Raw genomic sequence first — 15,380 nt, 5'->3', positions numbered from 1 at the left:
CCTATTTGCGATCAAGCACCTCAAAGGCAACTAAAATTTTGCCCTCTAAAAGTTCCAAACTTGCCCCCCCACCGGTGGAGATAAAACTCACGCTATCTTTATAACCCGCACGGGTTAAAACATCAATCGTATCGCCCCCACCTATTAAAGAATAGGCGTAAGTATTAGAAATGCTATGGGCGATTTGAAAAGACCCTCTACTAAAAAGCGGTACTTCATAAACCCCAAGTGGCCCATTCCAAATAATGGTCTGGCTTTGTTGGATCACTAAAGAAAAAAGCTTAGAAGTAGCTGGGCCTATGTCTACAACCATATGATTAAGCGCAATATCTTGCGCGGGGGTGATTTGTACTTGATCGGTGTGTTCTAAATGCGTACTACTCACCACATCTACAGGTAGATAAACCCGCACCCCTCTCTCTTTTGCCTTCTTTAAAACCCCTAAAGCCTCATTAATTAAATCCTCCTCCACCAAAGAGGCCTGCATATCATACCCCAGCGCTTTTAAAAAGGTATTGCTCATCGCCCCACCGATGATAATCTTATCCACCCGCTCTAAAATGTTGTGTAAAAGGGTGAGTTTAGAGCTCACCTTAGCCCCGCCTACGATCAAAAGCACGGGTCTTAAAGGATTAGCCAAAGCCTTAGCAAAGGAATTGATCTCTTTTTTAAGCAAAAAGCCGGCTACTTTAAGGGGCACAAAGGCAGCGATGCCGTAAGTACTAGCGTGTTTGCGATGACTTGTGCCAAAGGCGTCGTTAACATAAATATCACACAAAGCAGCTAATTTCTTTGAAAACTCCGGATCGTTATTCTTTTCGCCTTTATAAAAACGCAGATTCTCCACTAAGATAATGGGGTGATCTTGAGTCTCTAAGAGTTGCTTAGCCTCTTTGGGTGAATTGGCAAATAACACTTCCTTATTTAAAAGCCGTTCGAGTCGTTTAAGTAGGTGGCTAAAGGAAAATCTCTCCTCTTTTTGTCCTTCTACCTTAGCCTCAGGGCGTCCTAGATGCCCTACTAAAACAACTGATTTTGCCCCATTATCCATGCAATAGTTGATCGTGGGGATACTCTCGCGCATTCTAGTATCTTCTGTGATATTTAAGTTTTTATCCAGAGGGACATTAAAATCTACGCGGATAAGCACCCTTTTATCTTGTAAATTTACATCTTGAATCCCTAGCACCTCTTGCATTTTCTTAATACCAGCTAGCATACGCTTCCTTTAGAATGAATATATAGGGCTAAATCCACTAATCTATGGCTATAACCCATTTCATTATCATACCAAGCTAGAATTTTGCCATGATGTTTTCCTAAAACTAAACTTTGATCGGGAATGTAGATAGCACTTAAGGGTGAGCCGATAAAATCGCTAGAAACCCGTTTGTCTGAATCAATACCTAAAATGCCTTTTAAATCGCCTTGAGTAGCCTCTTGCAAACAAGCATGCAGAGTTTCTAAATCTAAGTCTAGGCGGGTATCAAAACTTAAATCTACAAGGCTGACATCTGGAGTAGGCACACGCAAGGCTAAACCGCTGATCTTATCTTTAAGGTGGGGTAAAATAAGCGCAACGGCCTTACTCACACCCGTAGTAGTAGGGATAATATTAAGCGCTGCGGCACGGGCACGGCGTAGGTCTTTATGTTTAGAATCTAGTAGATTTTGATCGTTAGTGTAGCTATGAATCGTAGTCATGAGAGCATGTTCTAAACCAAATTGGCTATCTAAAACATGCAAGAGAGGCGCGAGGGCGTTAGTGGTACAAGAGGCATTAGAGATAACAGATTGGCCAGTATAATTTGTGTGGTTAACTCCATAAACAAAGGTAGGCGTATTCTTAGCCGGAGCAGAGATAATCACTTGTTTTACCCCATTTTTAAGATGGACTTTAGAAAGTTCTAGATCGTTAAACTTTCCTGTGCATTCTAAAACAAGGGTAGCGGGGTTAAAATTGAGTTTAGCCGGATCTCTTTCATGCAAAACACGCACCTGTTGGCTTCCAATGCGTATATAATCTGTATCCAGCATTTCTATAGGTAGTGAGGGTCTGTGCAAAGAATCAAAACGCAAAAGGTGGATTAAAGTAGGGGTATCACAGGTAGAATTAAGGGCGACAAGTTCTACATCTGTACGCGCCCCGAGGATGCGACTCACACACAAACCAATCCGACCTGTTCCATTGATTGCAACTTGTAACACCCATGCCCCTTGTAATTTAACTAAAAATTATCATACAAATAGCTAGCTTGTAGGGCTCTTAAGTCTGTGCCTATTTTTAATAGGTAGAGGTGTAATTTATATTCTCAATTTTTAATGGAGTGTGGATTAGCGTAGATTTATGGGTTTTTTGGGTTTTTGTAGTATAATGCCCCCTCCTTGCACCCAATACAGAACAACTTGAAAGGATTATAAATGAAAAAAGCAGAGTTTGTAGAATTGATGAAAGAGGCAGGGTCCTTTGATAGCAGAAAAGATGCAGAATTTGCCCTAGATGGGTTTGTTAGAGCCGTACAAAAAGCCCTTAGCACCCATGAAAGTGTGGAATTAGTGGGGTTTGGTAAATTTGAAGTGGCTTTACAAAAGGGCAAGAGTGGGAAAGTACCCGGGAGTGATAAAACTTATATGACTAAAGATAAAATGGTGCCTAAATTTAAGCCCGGCAAGGTCTTAAAAGACATTGTATCTTCTGAAAAATCTAGCAAAGGTACAAAGTCTAGTAAGAAAAAGTAAATTTAAGTTTTATCCCCTAGAGTTGTGCTTTCTACAACTTTAGGCCATTTGGTTAGTCTTATGAAGGGTCCTTGTAGCTCAGTTGGATAGAGCGTATGATTCCTAATCGTAAGGCCGTGGGTTCAAATCCCGCCAAGGACACCACATTAATATTTAATAATTACAGCAATTTAGACAACAACATAGTATGGAGTTTGCGATGAGTTTACATTCATATAAAAAGAGAGCATGGGGGGCTCTTTTAGCTTGCTTGACTTGTCTGCACCTGCAGGCTTTAGAGCTCCAAGGGTATCAACCTCAGCCTGAAGAAGATTTTAACCTCAATTTGAAACGATTAGAAAGGCTAGAGGATCATAATTTTGCTTCTACGGAGGGGAATGCGCTAAGTTTGGCAGATTTAATTAAAAATGCCAATAACAACTACTCACTCCAAGCCGCAAGGCTGCAGGTAGCACAAGCGCTTAAAAACCACGCCATTGCTAAAGCTAAGTTTTTGCCAACTTTAAGCGGCAGTTATACCTTTAACCACCGCAACAGAAACACGCCTTTTTATCCTAACTATAGTATGCAGTTACTCGACACGAAACTAACCTTAAATTTGTTTAATGGTTTTAGCGATGTTAATGGCGTTAGACAACAAGCGGCTTCTTACCGTTCTAGTAGTGCTAATATGGAATACACCAAGCAAAGCATTTATTTGCAAGTGGTACAGCAGTATTACCAATATTTCAATAACATGGCACAACTAGTGGCCTATAAGGAAAGATTAGCCGAGCTACAATTCAATCTCAAGCGTATTAGGCGTTTGTATGATCAAGGTTTGGTAGCCATTGATGAATTAGAGAGTGCTAAAGCACAAAGCGCGTTAAGTGAGAATGATATTACTAATATACAGTTTTCTATTGAGCAAAACCGCTTGACTTTAGAATATTTGACTAATAGCAAAATCCACTCTTTGCGCCGTACTACTCTTCTTCAGCCCTCTTTTGCACTCAGGGAACGAGCAGATTTGCGCGCCCTTAGAGAACAAATCACAGCAATTAGTTATCAAAATAAGGCACTCAACTACTACCCTACAGTGGATATTAATGATGACTGGCAATACTATATCCAAAAACCGGCATTTGCCCGTGGTAAGGATAATAGATTTGGAAACTTGTTCCCACAACAACAAAACACTGTAGGGATTGTGGTTAGTTTGAATATTTTAAGCGATATTGGATTGAGTTTACAAAAACAATATGTACGCTTAAATCAACTATCACAGGAAAAAACCCTCATGTATAAAAAAATGGAGCAACAAAAAGATGAAGAGCTTTACCGCAGATCTATATACATGGCTGTGGATCGAATCCGCAGTTCAGAGGCTAGTTTAAAATCAGCCACCATTTCCTATGATAGTATTAAAAGAAGGTATGCGGCTAATTTGGTGGATTTTACCACCTATCTTAGGGCTTTAAGGACTCGTTTTGATGCAGAAGTGGTTTATAACCAATCGCTAAATAACTACGAAATGCAAAAGGCTAACTATATTTTTTATAGTGGGCATGAAATCCAAAATTATGTACGCTAAGGGAGAAAGATGAAAATACTTTTAATGATCTTTTCATTGGTGATAGGACTTAGTGCTAAAGAAGTGTATGCCGTTTTTGATGTACTTGCCCTTCAAGATGCTAATTTAACTTTAGATTCTGCAGGGATTGTAAATGCGATCTATGTAGATGTGGGCAGTAAGGTCAAAAAAGGGGATATTCTCTTAACTTTATACAATAGGGATAAAAGATCCCAAGTTGCTTCCATTATCCAGCAGTATGACTTTGCCCAAAAACAATATGAGCGCTACCAAAAAATTGGAAGAGCCATTGATAGAAACACCTTAGACAGTTATTATTCTAATTATAAGAAATTAGGGTTTGATCGCGATTATGCTGATTCAATCGTAGAAAAGACAATTTTAAGAGCGCCCTTTGATGGGGTGATTGCCAGTAAAAACATTGAGTTAGGCAATGGAATGAGCGCTAATAGTACGGTGTTATTTAGACTAGTTAGCCATCGATCTAAAATTGTCTTGCAATTTGATTCTAAATACTTGCCCGAAGTAAAAGTTGGAGATGTATTTGTTTATAGCATTGATGGCAAACCCGAAAAAAGACGCGTACGCATCACTAAAATTTATCCTACTATTGATGCAAGTACCCGTAAGGTAAGCGCTGAGGCGCTTTTGCCGGCTAATAGTTCTCTTGTACCGGGCACTTTTGGGGATGGATTTATCCAGTAGCCATGTATAAAATAGCAATTGAAAGACCCATTACAACTGTGATGTTTGCCCTCATGATTGTTTTCTTTGGGACAATGGCCTTAAAGAAAATCAGCGTGGCGCTTTTCCCGAATGTGGATTACCCTATTGTGGTGGTTAAAACCCAGTACCCCGGAGCAAGTGCGGACATTGTAGAGAGTAAGGTAACTGATAAAATTGAAGAAGCCGTGATGGAAATTGATGGGATTAAAAAGGTTACTTCTAATAGTGCGCTTAATGTCAGCGTGGTTACGATTGAATTTGTGCTTGAAAAACCTATCACAGTAGCGGTGAATGATGTGATCAATAAGGTTTCCTCTGTTACTTTTAATGATACCAATATCAGAAAACCCACCGTTGATAAAGTAGATACTAGCGGGCAGGCCATTCTCTCGATCTTTTTGAGCAGTAAAACCCAGAGCTTAGCCGAACTTAACGATCATGCTAAAAATGTGATCAAACCCATGCTACAAAAGGTTGAGGGCGTGGGCAATGTCCAGCTTAATGGCTATCAGGAAAAACAAATCCGTATCTATGCCGATCCAACTCTTTTAAACAAATATGGGCTAACTTTTAATGATCTTTACAACACCCTTAACACCCAAAACCTTGAAATGGACGGGGGCAAGATCATTAGTAAGACCAAGAATTACGCAATTTTAGTAGATGGTAATAGCTACAAACTTAGCGATATTGCCAATATCCAGATTGGGAGCAATGTAAGACTAGGCGATATTGCCACCATTGAAAAGGGCATTGATACAGACATCACCTATGCTAGTTATGGAAATGAACCCGGCATCGTATTAGAAGTGCAAAAAATCGCTGGGGCTAATGAAATTAAAATTGTAGATGCCATTTATAAAGAAATGGATGCCATGCGCGCGGCTAGCCCGGGCTATAATATACGCCCCTTTTTAGACACCACAAGCTACACCCGCCACTCTATTGAAGATGTTAAATTTGACTTGATTTTAGGCGGGATTTTAGCCGTTTCTGTGGTGTTTATGTTTTTGCGTAGCTTTTCAATTACCTTTGTTTCAGCAATGAGTATCCCTATTTCAATCATGGGAACTTTTGCCCTTGTTAACTGGATGGGCTTTTCTTTAAACATGCTCACTATGGTTGCTCTTACCCTCTCTATTGGGATCATTATTGATGATGCGATCGTGGTGATTGAAAATATCCATAAAAAGCTTGAATCAGGCATGGATAAAAAGACGGCTAGTTATGAAGGCGTGCATGAAATTGCCTTTGCTATTATCGCTATCTCGGCTATGCTGTTATCGGTGTTTATCCCTGTGGGTAGTATGACAGGCATGTCGGGGCGCTTTTTTAAAAGTTTTGGGATCACAGTGGCGCTAGCTATTGCCATTTCTTATATCGTAGTGGTTACAGTTATTCCTATGCTTAGCTCTATTTTGGTAAATTCCAAACAATCCGCGTTTTATAACTTCACTGAGCCTTTTTTCCAAAAAATGGACAAACTCTATGCCAAACTCTTAGGTTGGATTTTAAACCACAAGCTCATTATTTTATTAGTCGTGGCCGGGATTTTTGTTAGTTCTGTCCGCGTGGCTAGCAAATTAGGAATGGAATTTATACTCCAAGAAGATCGGGGTAGGTTTTATATCTGGGTGAAGGCAGATACAGATATTAGTTTACAGCACATGTTGCAGAAAATGAAGGCCTTACAACGAGTCATTGATGCCGATCCAGATGTAGAGTTTGATTCTATGCAAATAGGCTATGGGAATATCCAAAGCACCTTTAAGGGTAAATTTTATGTCCAACTTAAAAACCACCACAAGCGTAACCAATTTGTGATCATGGAAGAGATGCGCAACAAACTACGCGCCCTACCTGAAGCCAAAGATTTAGTTTCTATTAATGCAAGTGAAGTTCCCCTTATTGGGGGTGGGGATAACGCTGCTTTTCAGGTTTATATCTATTCCTCTGATCAAAAACTTGTGGATCAAACCGTAGAAAATCTACGAAAATTCTTATTAGAAAGTCCTGAACTCAAGGGCAAGGTAGCCGGTTATCACACTAACACCTCAGACTATCAAACCCAGTTTCAGTTACGGGTTTTGCGTGCAGCCACGATTAAATACGGGGTAACAGCCCAAAGTATTGCCTCTGTAATTAACAATGCTTTTTCAGGGTCTAATCGTGTGAGTTATTTTAAAGAGCATGGCATGGAATATGACATCATTATCCGCGTGCCCTCTAATAAAAAGATGAGTGAGGAGGACATCAAGCGCATTCAGGTTAAAAATAAAGATGGTAAATTGATGTTTTTAGACGGGCTTGTACAGATCATCACGCGCAAAGTCCCAACTAACATCATCCGCTACAACCGCCAGCGCAGTGTTACCGTTTTAGCTAGACCTGCTGGAGGGGCGAGTTTGGGCGATCTTTTAAACCAAGTCAGGGCGCACAAAGATAAGTGGCTTGTACAAAATGTTTTCTTTGCTTTTACAGGACAGTCAGAAAGAGTTCAAGAAAACAGCGTTGCCTTTGGAACAGCCATCTCTACCGCCTTTATTTTGATTTATATGATTTTAGCTGCACTCTATGAGTCTATCCTTGAGCCTCTCATTATTATGATCACCATGCCACTTAGCTTTTCAGGGGCTTTCTTTGCGCTTGGTTTAGTCCACCAACCTATGAGTATGTTCTCTTTAATGGGCTTGATTTTGCTCATCGGAATGGTGGGTAAAAACGCCACTTTAATTATTGACATCGCCAAAGAAAAACGCAAAGAAGGGCATGGCATTGAGGAGGCTGTTATTTTAGCAGGCGAATCGCGTTTGCGCCCCATTTTGATGACCACCATTGCTATGGTTTTTGGCATGTTGCCCTTAGCTTTAGCTACAGGACAAGGTTCGGCTATGAAAGCCCCTATTGGCATTGCTATGAGTGGTGGGCTTATTGTCTCAACTTTACTTAGTTTGCTTGTCGTGCCTATTTTCTACCGCCTCATCGCGCCTATTGATGATAAGCTTAAAAAATTCTATCAGGATAATAAACCGCTTAAATCTCTAGGGGCTAAACCCAAATCCAAAGAGGATAACCCTCCAATCCCACAGGTAGCAAATGAGAAGGCTGTTTAGCTCTTTATTACTAGCCAGCGCTTTAATAGGAGCTAGCCAAAACAAGCCAGAGCCCTTAGCTAAAAACCAAATTTTTATCGGGGCTACAACGGGTTTTGCTACTTACCGCACCAATAAAGAACCATGGATTAATTCCTTTGTCTGGGGATTTAAGGGGGGTTATCAGCATAATTTTAACCCCTATGTTTCCTTAAGAGGCCAGATTGAATATCTCATGGCTATTAAACCCACCGCCTTTAATACGCTAGTTTCCTCTTTTGTAGGCTTGCACCTAGATATGGTCAATGATTTTTACCATAAATCTAAATACGCCTTTGGCACTTATATAGGGGTAGGGCTTGGTTATTTTCAGGGGGCGCATACTTTAGTGAGTTCTACGGATAACCGTAGTTTTATGGGCTATAACGGGGTTTTAGATGTGGGGTTTGGTAGCACCATAGACAAACAACACCGCGTAGAGTTAGGGGTTAAAATCCCTTTTGGCAAAATCAACGCGGTTAACAACAAGTTTTTAAGCATGGATTTTTACTACTGGCTGGCTTCCTACGCTTATTTATTTTGATCTCAAAGAATGGGCTAATTGTTTTAAAAGACTAACATCTCCGCTTGCAAAGAGTTCTAAATTACTTTCTTGATTTCTTGATAGGAGATTGTATTTTTCTTGCAGATACTCTACAATGGCCTCGCCAGAGTGGACAAACTCACATGGAGTTTTAAAACGCTCTAAAAAATAGCCCTTTAAACTAGAAACAATCCAAGGAAAATGCGTACAACCCAAAACCACCACAGAAGGCGCGCATTTTAAATCCTTAAAATAATGCACCATACAGGCCTCTAAAAGAGGGCCTTCTAAAACCCCCTCTTCAATCAAGGGCACAAATAACCCTGTGGCTAAACTTTGCACATTTTTATAACCATGTGCGCCTAGTTCTTTTGCGTAGCGGTTAGAGGCAATAGTGGCCTTAGTCCCTAATATTAAAATGGGCTGCTCTTGAGAAGTTTTTTTAAGCACAGATAGCACCCCCGCCTCTATTACTCCTACAATGGGCATTTTGCTTTGATTGCGCATTTGTGGCAAAGCCCATGCACTCACACTATTACACGCCACAATGAGCATATCAATTTGATAGGGTTTGAAAAAATCTAAAGCTTCTAAAGAAAATTTTTGGATAGTGGCCGGATCTTTAGGGCCATAAGGCACGCGCGCCGTATCGCCATAATAAATAATGTGTTCAAATAAACGGGCTTTAAGTAGGCTCTCAAGAACACTAAGCCCGCCAACCCCGCTATCAAAAACCCCAACCCTCAAGACCCCTCCTGCATGAGCCTTAAAAATTCTTGGTTGTCTTTGGTGGTTTGCATTTTGGAATAAATAAAATTAAGCGCCTCTACATCATCCATTTGTTGCATCACATTTCTAAGCACCCAAACCTTAGTGAGCGTATCTTTGCCTAACAAAATATTATCCTTACGGGTACCGGATTTGAGCACATCAAAGGCCGGATAAATACGCCTTTCAGAAATGCTTCTAGCAAGTACAATTTCACTATTGCCCGTACCTTTAAATTCCTCAAAAATCACCTCATCCATGCGCGATCCTGTTTCAATCAAAGCTGTAGCGATGATGGTTAAACTTCCGCCCTCCTCAATATTGCGCGCCGCCCCAAAAAAGCGTTTGGGTTTATGCAAAGCATTAGCATCTACGCCCCCACTTAAAACCTTCCCGCTTGAGGGTGTGATAGCATTATAAGCCCGTGCTAATCTTGTAATAGAATCTAATAAAATCACTACATCTTTTCCCATTTCTACCCTGCGCTTAGCCCGCTCAAGTACTAATTCAGCAATACGGATATGATTAGCTGAGGGTAAATCAAAAGTAGAGCTAAATACCTGACCTTTCACGCTTCTTTGCATGTCAGTAACCTCTTCAGGGCGTTCATCTACGAGTAAAATTAATAATTCAACCTCAGGGTGGTTACGGGCGATGCCATGGGCTAGTTCTTTCATAAGTTCGGTTTTACCCGTTCTTGGCGGGGCTACAATAAGCGCGCGCTGTCCCTTACCCATTGGGCTAAAAAGATCAAGAATGCGTCCAGTTACCTTATTAGGTTCATACTCTAGTTTAAGCTGTTCTGTAGGGAAAAGCGGGGTGAGGTTATCAAAAAGCGGGCGGTTTCTAATCTCATCTAAGGGGAGGTAGTTAACCGCCTCAATTTTAAGCAAGGCATAGTATTTTTCTTGATCTCTTGGAGCGCGTACTTGACCGGTTACAATATCGCCATTTCTCAACGCAAAGCGCTTAATTTGTGAGTGGCTCACATAGGTATCGTTTTGGTTATCTGAAAAACTCCCATCTAGCCCGCGCAAAAACCCATAGCCCTCGTTTGCTGTTTCTAAAATACCTGTAAAGAGGATATAACCCCCCTGACTCACCTGATTTTTAAGAATCTCAAACATCAAATCTTGTCGTTTGAATTCCTGCGGGTTTTCTACTCTTAGCTCGTTGGCAATTTCTAAAAGTTTTTCTGTGGGTTTTGCGCGCAACTCCTCAATGCGATAACCACTCACAGGGGTATGGGTTTTTTGTTTAGGGTGATCTGCCATTAAAATCCTTGTTTTCTTCTGATGATTGGACAACTACAAGCCTCGCTAGGGAGAACTAAAGCGCTTAAAATGAGAAAAAGGCTATTTTAGTGTAGAAATGGCCAAAAGTCAAGACTAAATCTTGACCATGACTAGTTTTCGTTTAAATCCAGCCAAAATCACAAGCGCAAAAGTGGAGGCCACAAAGGGGTAAAGAAAAGCAGGAATGGGCAAAGGATCACCTGCGGCATAACTGTGCATTCCTGAGAGATAGTAATTGACCCCAAAATAGGTCATTAAAATAGAGTAAAAGCCTAGCACACTAGCACTAGCAAAGACATAGGGCATGTAATCAAAGCGCAAAAAGCGCAAGTGTAAGATCACTGCATAAACCGCAATGGAAATAAGCGCCCAAGTTTCCTTAGGGTCCCAACCCCAATAACGCCCCCAAGATTCATTAGCCCACACCCCGCCTAAAAAATTGCCCACAGTTAGCATTAAAAGCCCCATGATCATTCCCATTTCATTAATCGCGCTGAGTGAGAGGATAGTTTGATCAATATGGGGTCTTTTTGGACTTCTAAGCAAGAATAAAAGCAAAGTGAGTAACCCTAAAATAAAGCACAAACTTAAAAAGCCATAGCTAGCCGTGATAATAGAGACATGGATATTTAGCCAGTAGGATTTAAGAACCGGCACTAGATTACTAATTTGGGGATCCATAAAACCTAAATGCGCTACAAATAGCGCTGTGCCGGCTAAAAAGCTAGAGGCACATAGGGCTAAATTAGAGCGCAAGATCAGACCAGCCAAAGTAGATGCCCATGAAATATAAAGCATAGACTCATAAGCATTACTCCAAGGAGAATGCCCACTCACATACCACCTTAATAATAAACCAACTGTATGGGCTAGAGTGCAGAGTAAAAGCACAGTGTAAAAACCACGGTGTAGCCAGACATTCACAGGTTTATTTTTAAAGGTAGCCACTAAAACCACAACTAATAAAAACACGCCTAGCAATAAATAAGGGGCCATTAAAAAGTGGAAAAAATTGCTGTGGTTTAAAAAGATTTCAGAGTTAATTCTGGAGGCAGGTAAATAAAGATTGCTATGGGCTTTTTGGTAGGCATCTAGCTCTGTTAGGGTTTTATTAACCGCCTCCCATTTGTTATGATCCACCCCCATATCAAAGCCTACAAACAAAGCCCGTAAAAATCCTGTGGCCTCTTTAGTTAGAGTCGCATCGCTACTTCTAATCGCATCTTCAGGATCGAGCCAAATTTGGCCTTTATGGCTGGGAAAAATCTTTAAGATTGAACCGCTAAAAATCATGTAGACTAGATTAATGCGCTCATCAACTTTTAATACATCTTTATCAAATTCATCGCGATCTTTAGGGGCTTTTTGGTTGATTTCCTCTACATAGTTTTGGAGTTTATAACCATGGGGCCCAAAGAGATCCAAAAAAGCTACCCGCCTTTGGTTAGCAGGGACTCCTATCATCGTGCGTAGTTTAGGCGTGGAGGTGTAGATCATTTTAATATTTTTATAATCATCTGGATAAAGCATCATGCCAAGCATCACCTGTAAATTATCCATGCCTTTAAAGTCGTCTTGGTGGGTGATTTTATGGATAAGCTCCATGCTAAGCGTGTCTAAGGGTTTAATGCGCCCCTCAAAGCCTTGTACTTGCAAGCGGCCAAATCTTTCTAATTGGCCTTTAGAGTGGGTTTTAAGATTTTTCATGCGTGTAATGATCTGGGCGTTTCTTTGAGCGGTTTTATCTATCTTAACTTTAGCCATGTTTTCTACAGGGGTTTTTGCCTCCTTGCCCCCGTGCATATCAATCTTGCCCTGCTCAGCGCGTGCATAAGAGCTAAACCCTAAAGAAAGGGCTAATAAAATCCCGGCTACTTGTTGGGTCTTTAAAAAGCGCGAGAGCTTTTGAAAACGCCCCTCTTTATTAAAAAGCAACAAGAGTGCGCCCAAGATTAACATGGCATAGCCCGCATAGGTGAAGTTTTTACCCGGATCGCGGTTGACTGAAAGAATCGTGCCCTTTTCATCTTGATCGTAGGAGGATTGGAAAAAACGATACCCGCCATAATCTAAAACATGGTTCATAAAAATCCTATAGGGTTTGATCACCTTGCCATCTGCGCTTAAAACTTCCACTTCAGAGGCATAAGAAGAAGGGCTCATAGAACCGGGATAGCGCTCTAATTCAAAGCGTTTTAAATGCAGTTTAAAGGGAAGTTTGCGCTCTGAAATACCCCAATTAAGGCGTATTTGTAGGTCTTTAAGAGTTGCTTGTGCATCTTGGCTTTCTACCTCATGCCCGCCTATGATTTGTAGTGTCTGGCTTTCTCCATCAAAACTTACCTTAATAACCAAAAGAGCGCGGTTATCTTTTTTATTAGGAGTCATTTTGCGCACACTTAAGGGTTCTAAAAGCAGTGTTTTACCATAGACCATAACCTCCGTATTAGGAAGGTATTTAGAAAAGGGTGAGAGAGGGGTTTTAAGAGAAAAATGCAAAGGGGGGCTGTCTTTTTTTTGCACGGTGAGATTTAAATAGCTATCTGTGGTGCGGATACGATCGCTACTTTGATCTTGACGGATATGCATGGTGGCCTCAAAGCCAAAAAAGCGGGTTACTCCCGCGCCTAAAATAATAAGCACTAGCGAACTATGGAAAAAGAGACTAATATAGCGTTTTCTTTGCCATGCTTTAGAAGTGATCATCGTACCAATGATGACAATTAACAAATACACATGCAAAGCGCTAAACCACCAAGTGTCATAAATAACAGCACGGCTAGCAGGAGTACCATAGTCGTTTTCTATAAAGGTGGCCATAGCACAAGCGGTGGCGTATACAACAATAAGGGGAATGGCTACCCAAAAAGATCCAAAAAAGAATGCAAAGATTTGCCTAACTTGCATGTTTAGACTCTCTTGTCTTTTTAAGAATGTAGGCGCGTAGTTTTTGGATAAAGATTTTATCGTCATTGATGCCCTGATAAAGGTTATTGCCTACAAATTCTAAAACCGCTAAAAATTGGACATGGGGCATGTAGCCAGGGAGTTCATAGATGGTTTTACCGGTGGAGTCGGCTAAAACAATGGTGGGTGTGGAGTTAACCTCATACATCTGAGCAAGCTCGGAAGTGGGTAATTTTAACTCGCGGGGTTTTTCAGGCGTGCCGATTTTAAAATCATGCATTTTACTATAACTGGTGTTGATGTAGTAGGCGCTAAAGTGTGTTTTGATGTAGTTTTTAAGCTCTGCATAGTGTTTTAAATCTTGCTTGAGCATTTCGCAGTACGCACAGCCATTTTTGCTAAAAATGAGTAGCATATGTTTGCCATGGGGGCTGATGATACGGGTATCTTGAAAAATATCCTCTAGCCCGGCATAACTTTGTTTGTCTAAATTGTCGCTTGTCTCTAGCGTACTTTTAGGAGAGATCGCGCCTGAGGAAATCATGCTATCATCAATCTCATCATCAGAAGCCAAACTAAAATGGAATAATAAAAGCAATAAAGTAAAATAAGAGATCATACGCATTTAAAAGCCTCTTGGTGTGGATTAAAGGGGACATTGTAGCCTTTTGTCTTAAAATCTTGGCTTAGGGAGGGGGCATTTTCTACAAGCTCTAAAATAGCCTTGACAAAGAGAGGGTGATCGTTTAAACAGGGGCAAACTAAATATTCAGGCACGGCTAGGCGCGTCGCCTCTAGTTTATATTGGATTTGTAACTCAAAAAGGGTTTCAGAATTATCAATGCTAAAGGCCAAAGGATAAATGAGGATTTTATCGCGGCGGTGTTGTTCTATCATGCTCTCAGTGCTAGGCTCTAGCCACTTAAGAGGGCCTACTTTAGATTGGTAGGAAAGTTCAATGTGTTTAAATTTAAAGGGCAGTAGCAAGCGTTTTAAAAGACTTACTTGGTGTAAACATTCAGCCTGATAAGGATCGCCCTCTTTGATTATACTTTCGGGTAATCCATGCACGGAGAAAATCAAGACAAAATCTTTTGCAGATCTATTTTGCAAAGTTTTAGAAATGCTTTGGATAATGGCCTCGTTGTAGAGCGAATGGGTATAAAAACGATCAATAATGCGCAGATTAGGGTAAAAATGCAAAGTTTCTAGGGTTTTAAAGGCCTCTTGCATGGAGGATTGTGTGGTGGTAGTGGAATATTGGGGATACATAGAAAAAAGCACTAAAGAATTAAAACCTTGTTGGGCTAATTCGTTAAAAACCATAGAGGTAAAGGGAGGGGTGTAGCGCATAGCATAGGTGTAGTGGCGGCTTGTATCCAAAGCATTAAGGCGGTTTGTAAGCCTAGCGGTAAGATCGTTAATGGGGGATTTATTGCCAATGCATTTGTAAATATCTTGGGCTTTTTGTAGGCGGTTTTTGACAATGAAACTCCCTAAAATTTTGCGCAAAAGAGGGTTTTTAAAAGAGAGAATACAGGGGTCAGCAAACATGTTTTTAAGGAAAAGCGCGACCTCAGCTAAATGATTAGGGCCGCCCATGTTAAGCAAAACAACCGCCTCTTTAATAGACATGCATAAAAACCGCGAAAAAAATAGAAAATAGCATAGGCGCATTATGCCATGTTGTGCGTTCA

General features: G+C 40.8%; 12 protein-coding genes and 1 tRNA gene. 6 read left to right on the top strand and 7 right to left on the bottom strand.

Annotation, left to right across the window (positions count from 1 at the left end; translation table 11 throughout):
- Position 1: 1 nt before the first annotated feature.
- Entirely contained in the window at positions 2 to 1,219 is a 1,218-nt protein-coding gene (locus OO773_RS08195; RefSeq protein ID WP_006564420.1) for a phosphoglycerate kinase, read from the bottom strand.
- A complete protein-coding gene (locus OO773_RS08190) occupies positions 1,213 to 2,208 on the bottom strand; it encodes a type I glyceraldehyde-3-phosphate dehydrogenase (protein ID WP_006564421.1) in 996 nt (331 codons plus the stop codon). Before OO773_RS08190 ends, OO773_RS08195 begins: the two co-directional genes overlap by 7 nt.
- Before the next feature lie 213 nt (positions 2,209 to 2,421).
- On the opposite strand from OO773_RS08190, the gene OO773_RS08185 reads away from it, so the two are divergent.
- The 6 genes from OO773_RS08185 to OO773_RS08160 all read left to right on the top strand — a co-directional run bounded on the left by OO773_RS08185 (position 2,422) and on the right by OO773_RS08160 (position 8,713).
- Positions 2,422 to 2,739, top strand: a complete 318-nt coding sequence (locus tag OO773_RS08185) for an HU family DNA-binding protein (RefSeq protein ID WP_006564422.1) — start codon at positions 2,422 to 2,424, stop codon at positions 2,737 to 2,739.
- A 67-nt stretch (positions 2,740 to 2,806) separates the two neighbouring features.
- Positions 2,807 to 2,883: transfer RNA gene (locus OO773_RS08180), tRNA-Arg, on the top strand.
- Between the two features lie 181 nt (positions 2,884 to 3,064).
- A complete protein-coding gene (locus OO773_RS08175) occupies positions 3,065 to 4,312 on the top strand; it encodes a TolC family protein (RefSeq protein WP_006564423.1) in 1,248 nt (415 codons plus the stop codon).
- A 9-nt stretch (positions 4,313 to 4,321) separates the two neighbouring features.
- Positions 4,322 to 5,017 carry an efflux RND transporter periplasmic adaptor subunit gene (locus tag OO773_RS08170; protein ID WP_006564424.1) on the top strand — a complete coding sequence of 232 codons (696 nt, stop codon included), beginning with the start codon at positions 4,322 to 4,324 and terminating at the stop codon, positions 5,015 to 5,017.
- 2 nt (positions 5,018 to 5,019) lie between these two features.
- Positions 5,020 to 8,151, top strand: coding sequence for an efflux RND transporter permease subunit (locus OO773_RS08165; RefSeq protein WP_006564425.1), 3,132 nt, complete (start codon positions 5,020 to 5,022; stop codon positions 8,149 to 8,151).
- A complete protein-coding gene (locus OO773_RS08160) occupies positions 8,135 to 8,713 on the top strand; it encodes an outer membrane beta-barrel protein (protein ID WP_006564426.1) in 579 nt (192 codons plus the stop codon). Before OO773_RS08165 ends, OO773_RS08160 begins: the two co-directional genes overlap by 17 nt.
- Here OO773_RS08160 and murI read toward each other — a convergent pair.
- From murI to hemH, 5 genes are all read right to left on the bottom strand, one after another.
- On the bottom strand, positions 8,705 to 9,460 hold the full coding sequence (gene murI, locus OO773_RS08155; protein ID WP_034376896.1) for a glutamate racemase: 756 nt from the start codon (positions 9,458 to 9,460) through the stop codon (positions 8,705 to 8,707). The two genes, OO773_RS08160 and murI, sit on opposite strands and share 9 nt — an antisense overlap.
- Positions 9,457 to 10,755, bottom strand: coding sequence for a transcription termination factor Rho (gene rho, locus OO773_RS08150; RefSeq protein WP_034376898.1), 1,299 nt, complete (start codon positions 10,753 to 10,755; stop codon positions 9,457 to 9,459). Before rho ends, murI begins: the two co-directional genes overlap by 4 nt.
- A gap of 114 nt (positions 10,756 to 10,869) precedes the next feature.
- The gene (gene ccsA, locus OO773_RS08145; RefSeq protein WP_176486482.1) at positions 10,870 to 13,683 is read right to left on the bottom strand and encodes a cytochrome c biogenesis protein; all 2,814 of its coding nucleotides are present in this window, start codon (positions 13,681 to 13,683) and stop codon (positions 10,870 to 10,872) included.
- Positions 13,673 to 14,308: a SoxW family protein gene (locus OO773_RS08140; RefSeq protein ID WP_006564430.1), complete on the bottom strand. Its 636-nt coding sequence runs from the start codon at positions 14,306 to 14,308 to the stop codon at positions 13,673 to 13,675. Before OO773_RS08140 ends, ccsA begins: the two co-directional genes overlap by 11 nt.
- A complete protein-coding gene (gene hemH, locus OO773_RS08135; RefSeq protein ID WP_006564431.1) occupies positions 14,299 to 15,318 on the bottom strand; it encodes a ferrochelatase in 1,020 nt (339 codons plus the stop codon). The genes OO773_RS08140 and hemH overlap by 10 nt, the downstream gene beginning before the upstream one ends.
- Between the last annotated feature and the right edge of the window lie 62 nt (positions 15,319 to 15,380).

This window comes from Helicobacter suis HS1, from assembly GCF_026000295.1.
Lineage (GTDB): Bacteria > Campylobacterota > Campylobacteria > Campylobacterales > Helicobacteraceae > Helicobacter > Helicobacter suis.
The sequence above is the reverse complement of the archived record's forward strand: the minus strand, read 5'-3'. Positions and strand labels throughout refer to the sequence as shown.

Bases quoted from the DNA above. Each gene is read 5' to 3' on its own strand.
- OO773_RS08170 (WP_006564424.1), top strand. From the start codon at position 4,322: ATGAAAATACTTTTAATGATCTTTTCATTGGTGATAGGACTTAGTGCT.
- OO773_RS08160 (WP_006564426.1), top strand. From the start codon at position 8,135: ATGAGAAGGCTGTTTAGCTCTTTATTACTAGCCAGCGCTTTAATAGGA.
- OO773_RS08140 (WP_006564430.1), bottom strand. From the start codon at position 14,308: ATGCGTATGATCTCTTATTTTACTTTATTGCTTTTATTATTCCATTTT.
- ccsA (WP_176486482.1), bottom strand. From the start codon at position 13,683: ATGCAAGTTAGGCAAATCTTTGCATTCTTTTTTGGATCTTTTTGGGTA.
- OO773_RS08185 (WP_006564422.1), top strand. From the start codon at position 2,422: ATGAAAAAAGCAGAGTTTGTAGAATTGATGAAAGAGGCAGGGTCCTTT.
- OO773_RS08165 (WP_006564425.1), top strand. From the start codon at position 5,020: ATGTATAAAATAGCAATTGAAAGACCCATTACAACTGTGATGTTTGCC.
- hemH (WP_006564431.1), bottom strand. From the start codon at position 15,318: ATGTCTATTAAAGAGGCGGTTGTTTTGCTTAACATGGGCGGCCCTAAT.
- OO773_RS08195 (WP_006564420.1), bottom strand. From the start codon at position 1,219: ATGCTAGCTGGTATTAAGAAAATGCAAGAGGTGCTAGGGATTCAAGAT.
- rho (WP_034376898.1), bottom strand. From the start codon at position 10,755: ATGGCAGATCACCCTAAACAAAAAACCCATACCCCTGTGAGTGGTTAT.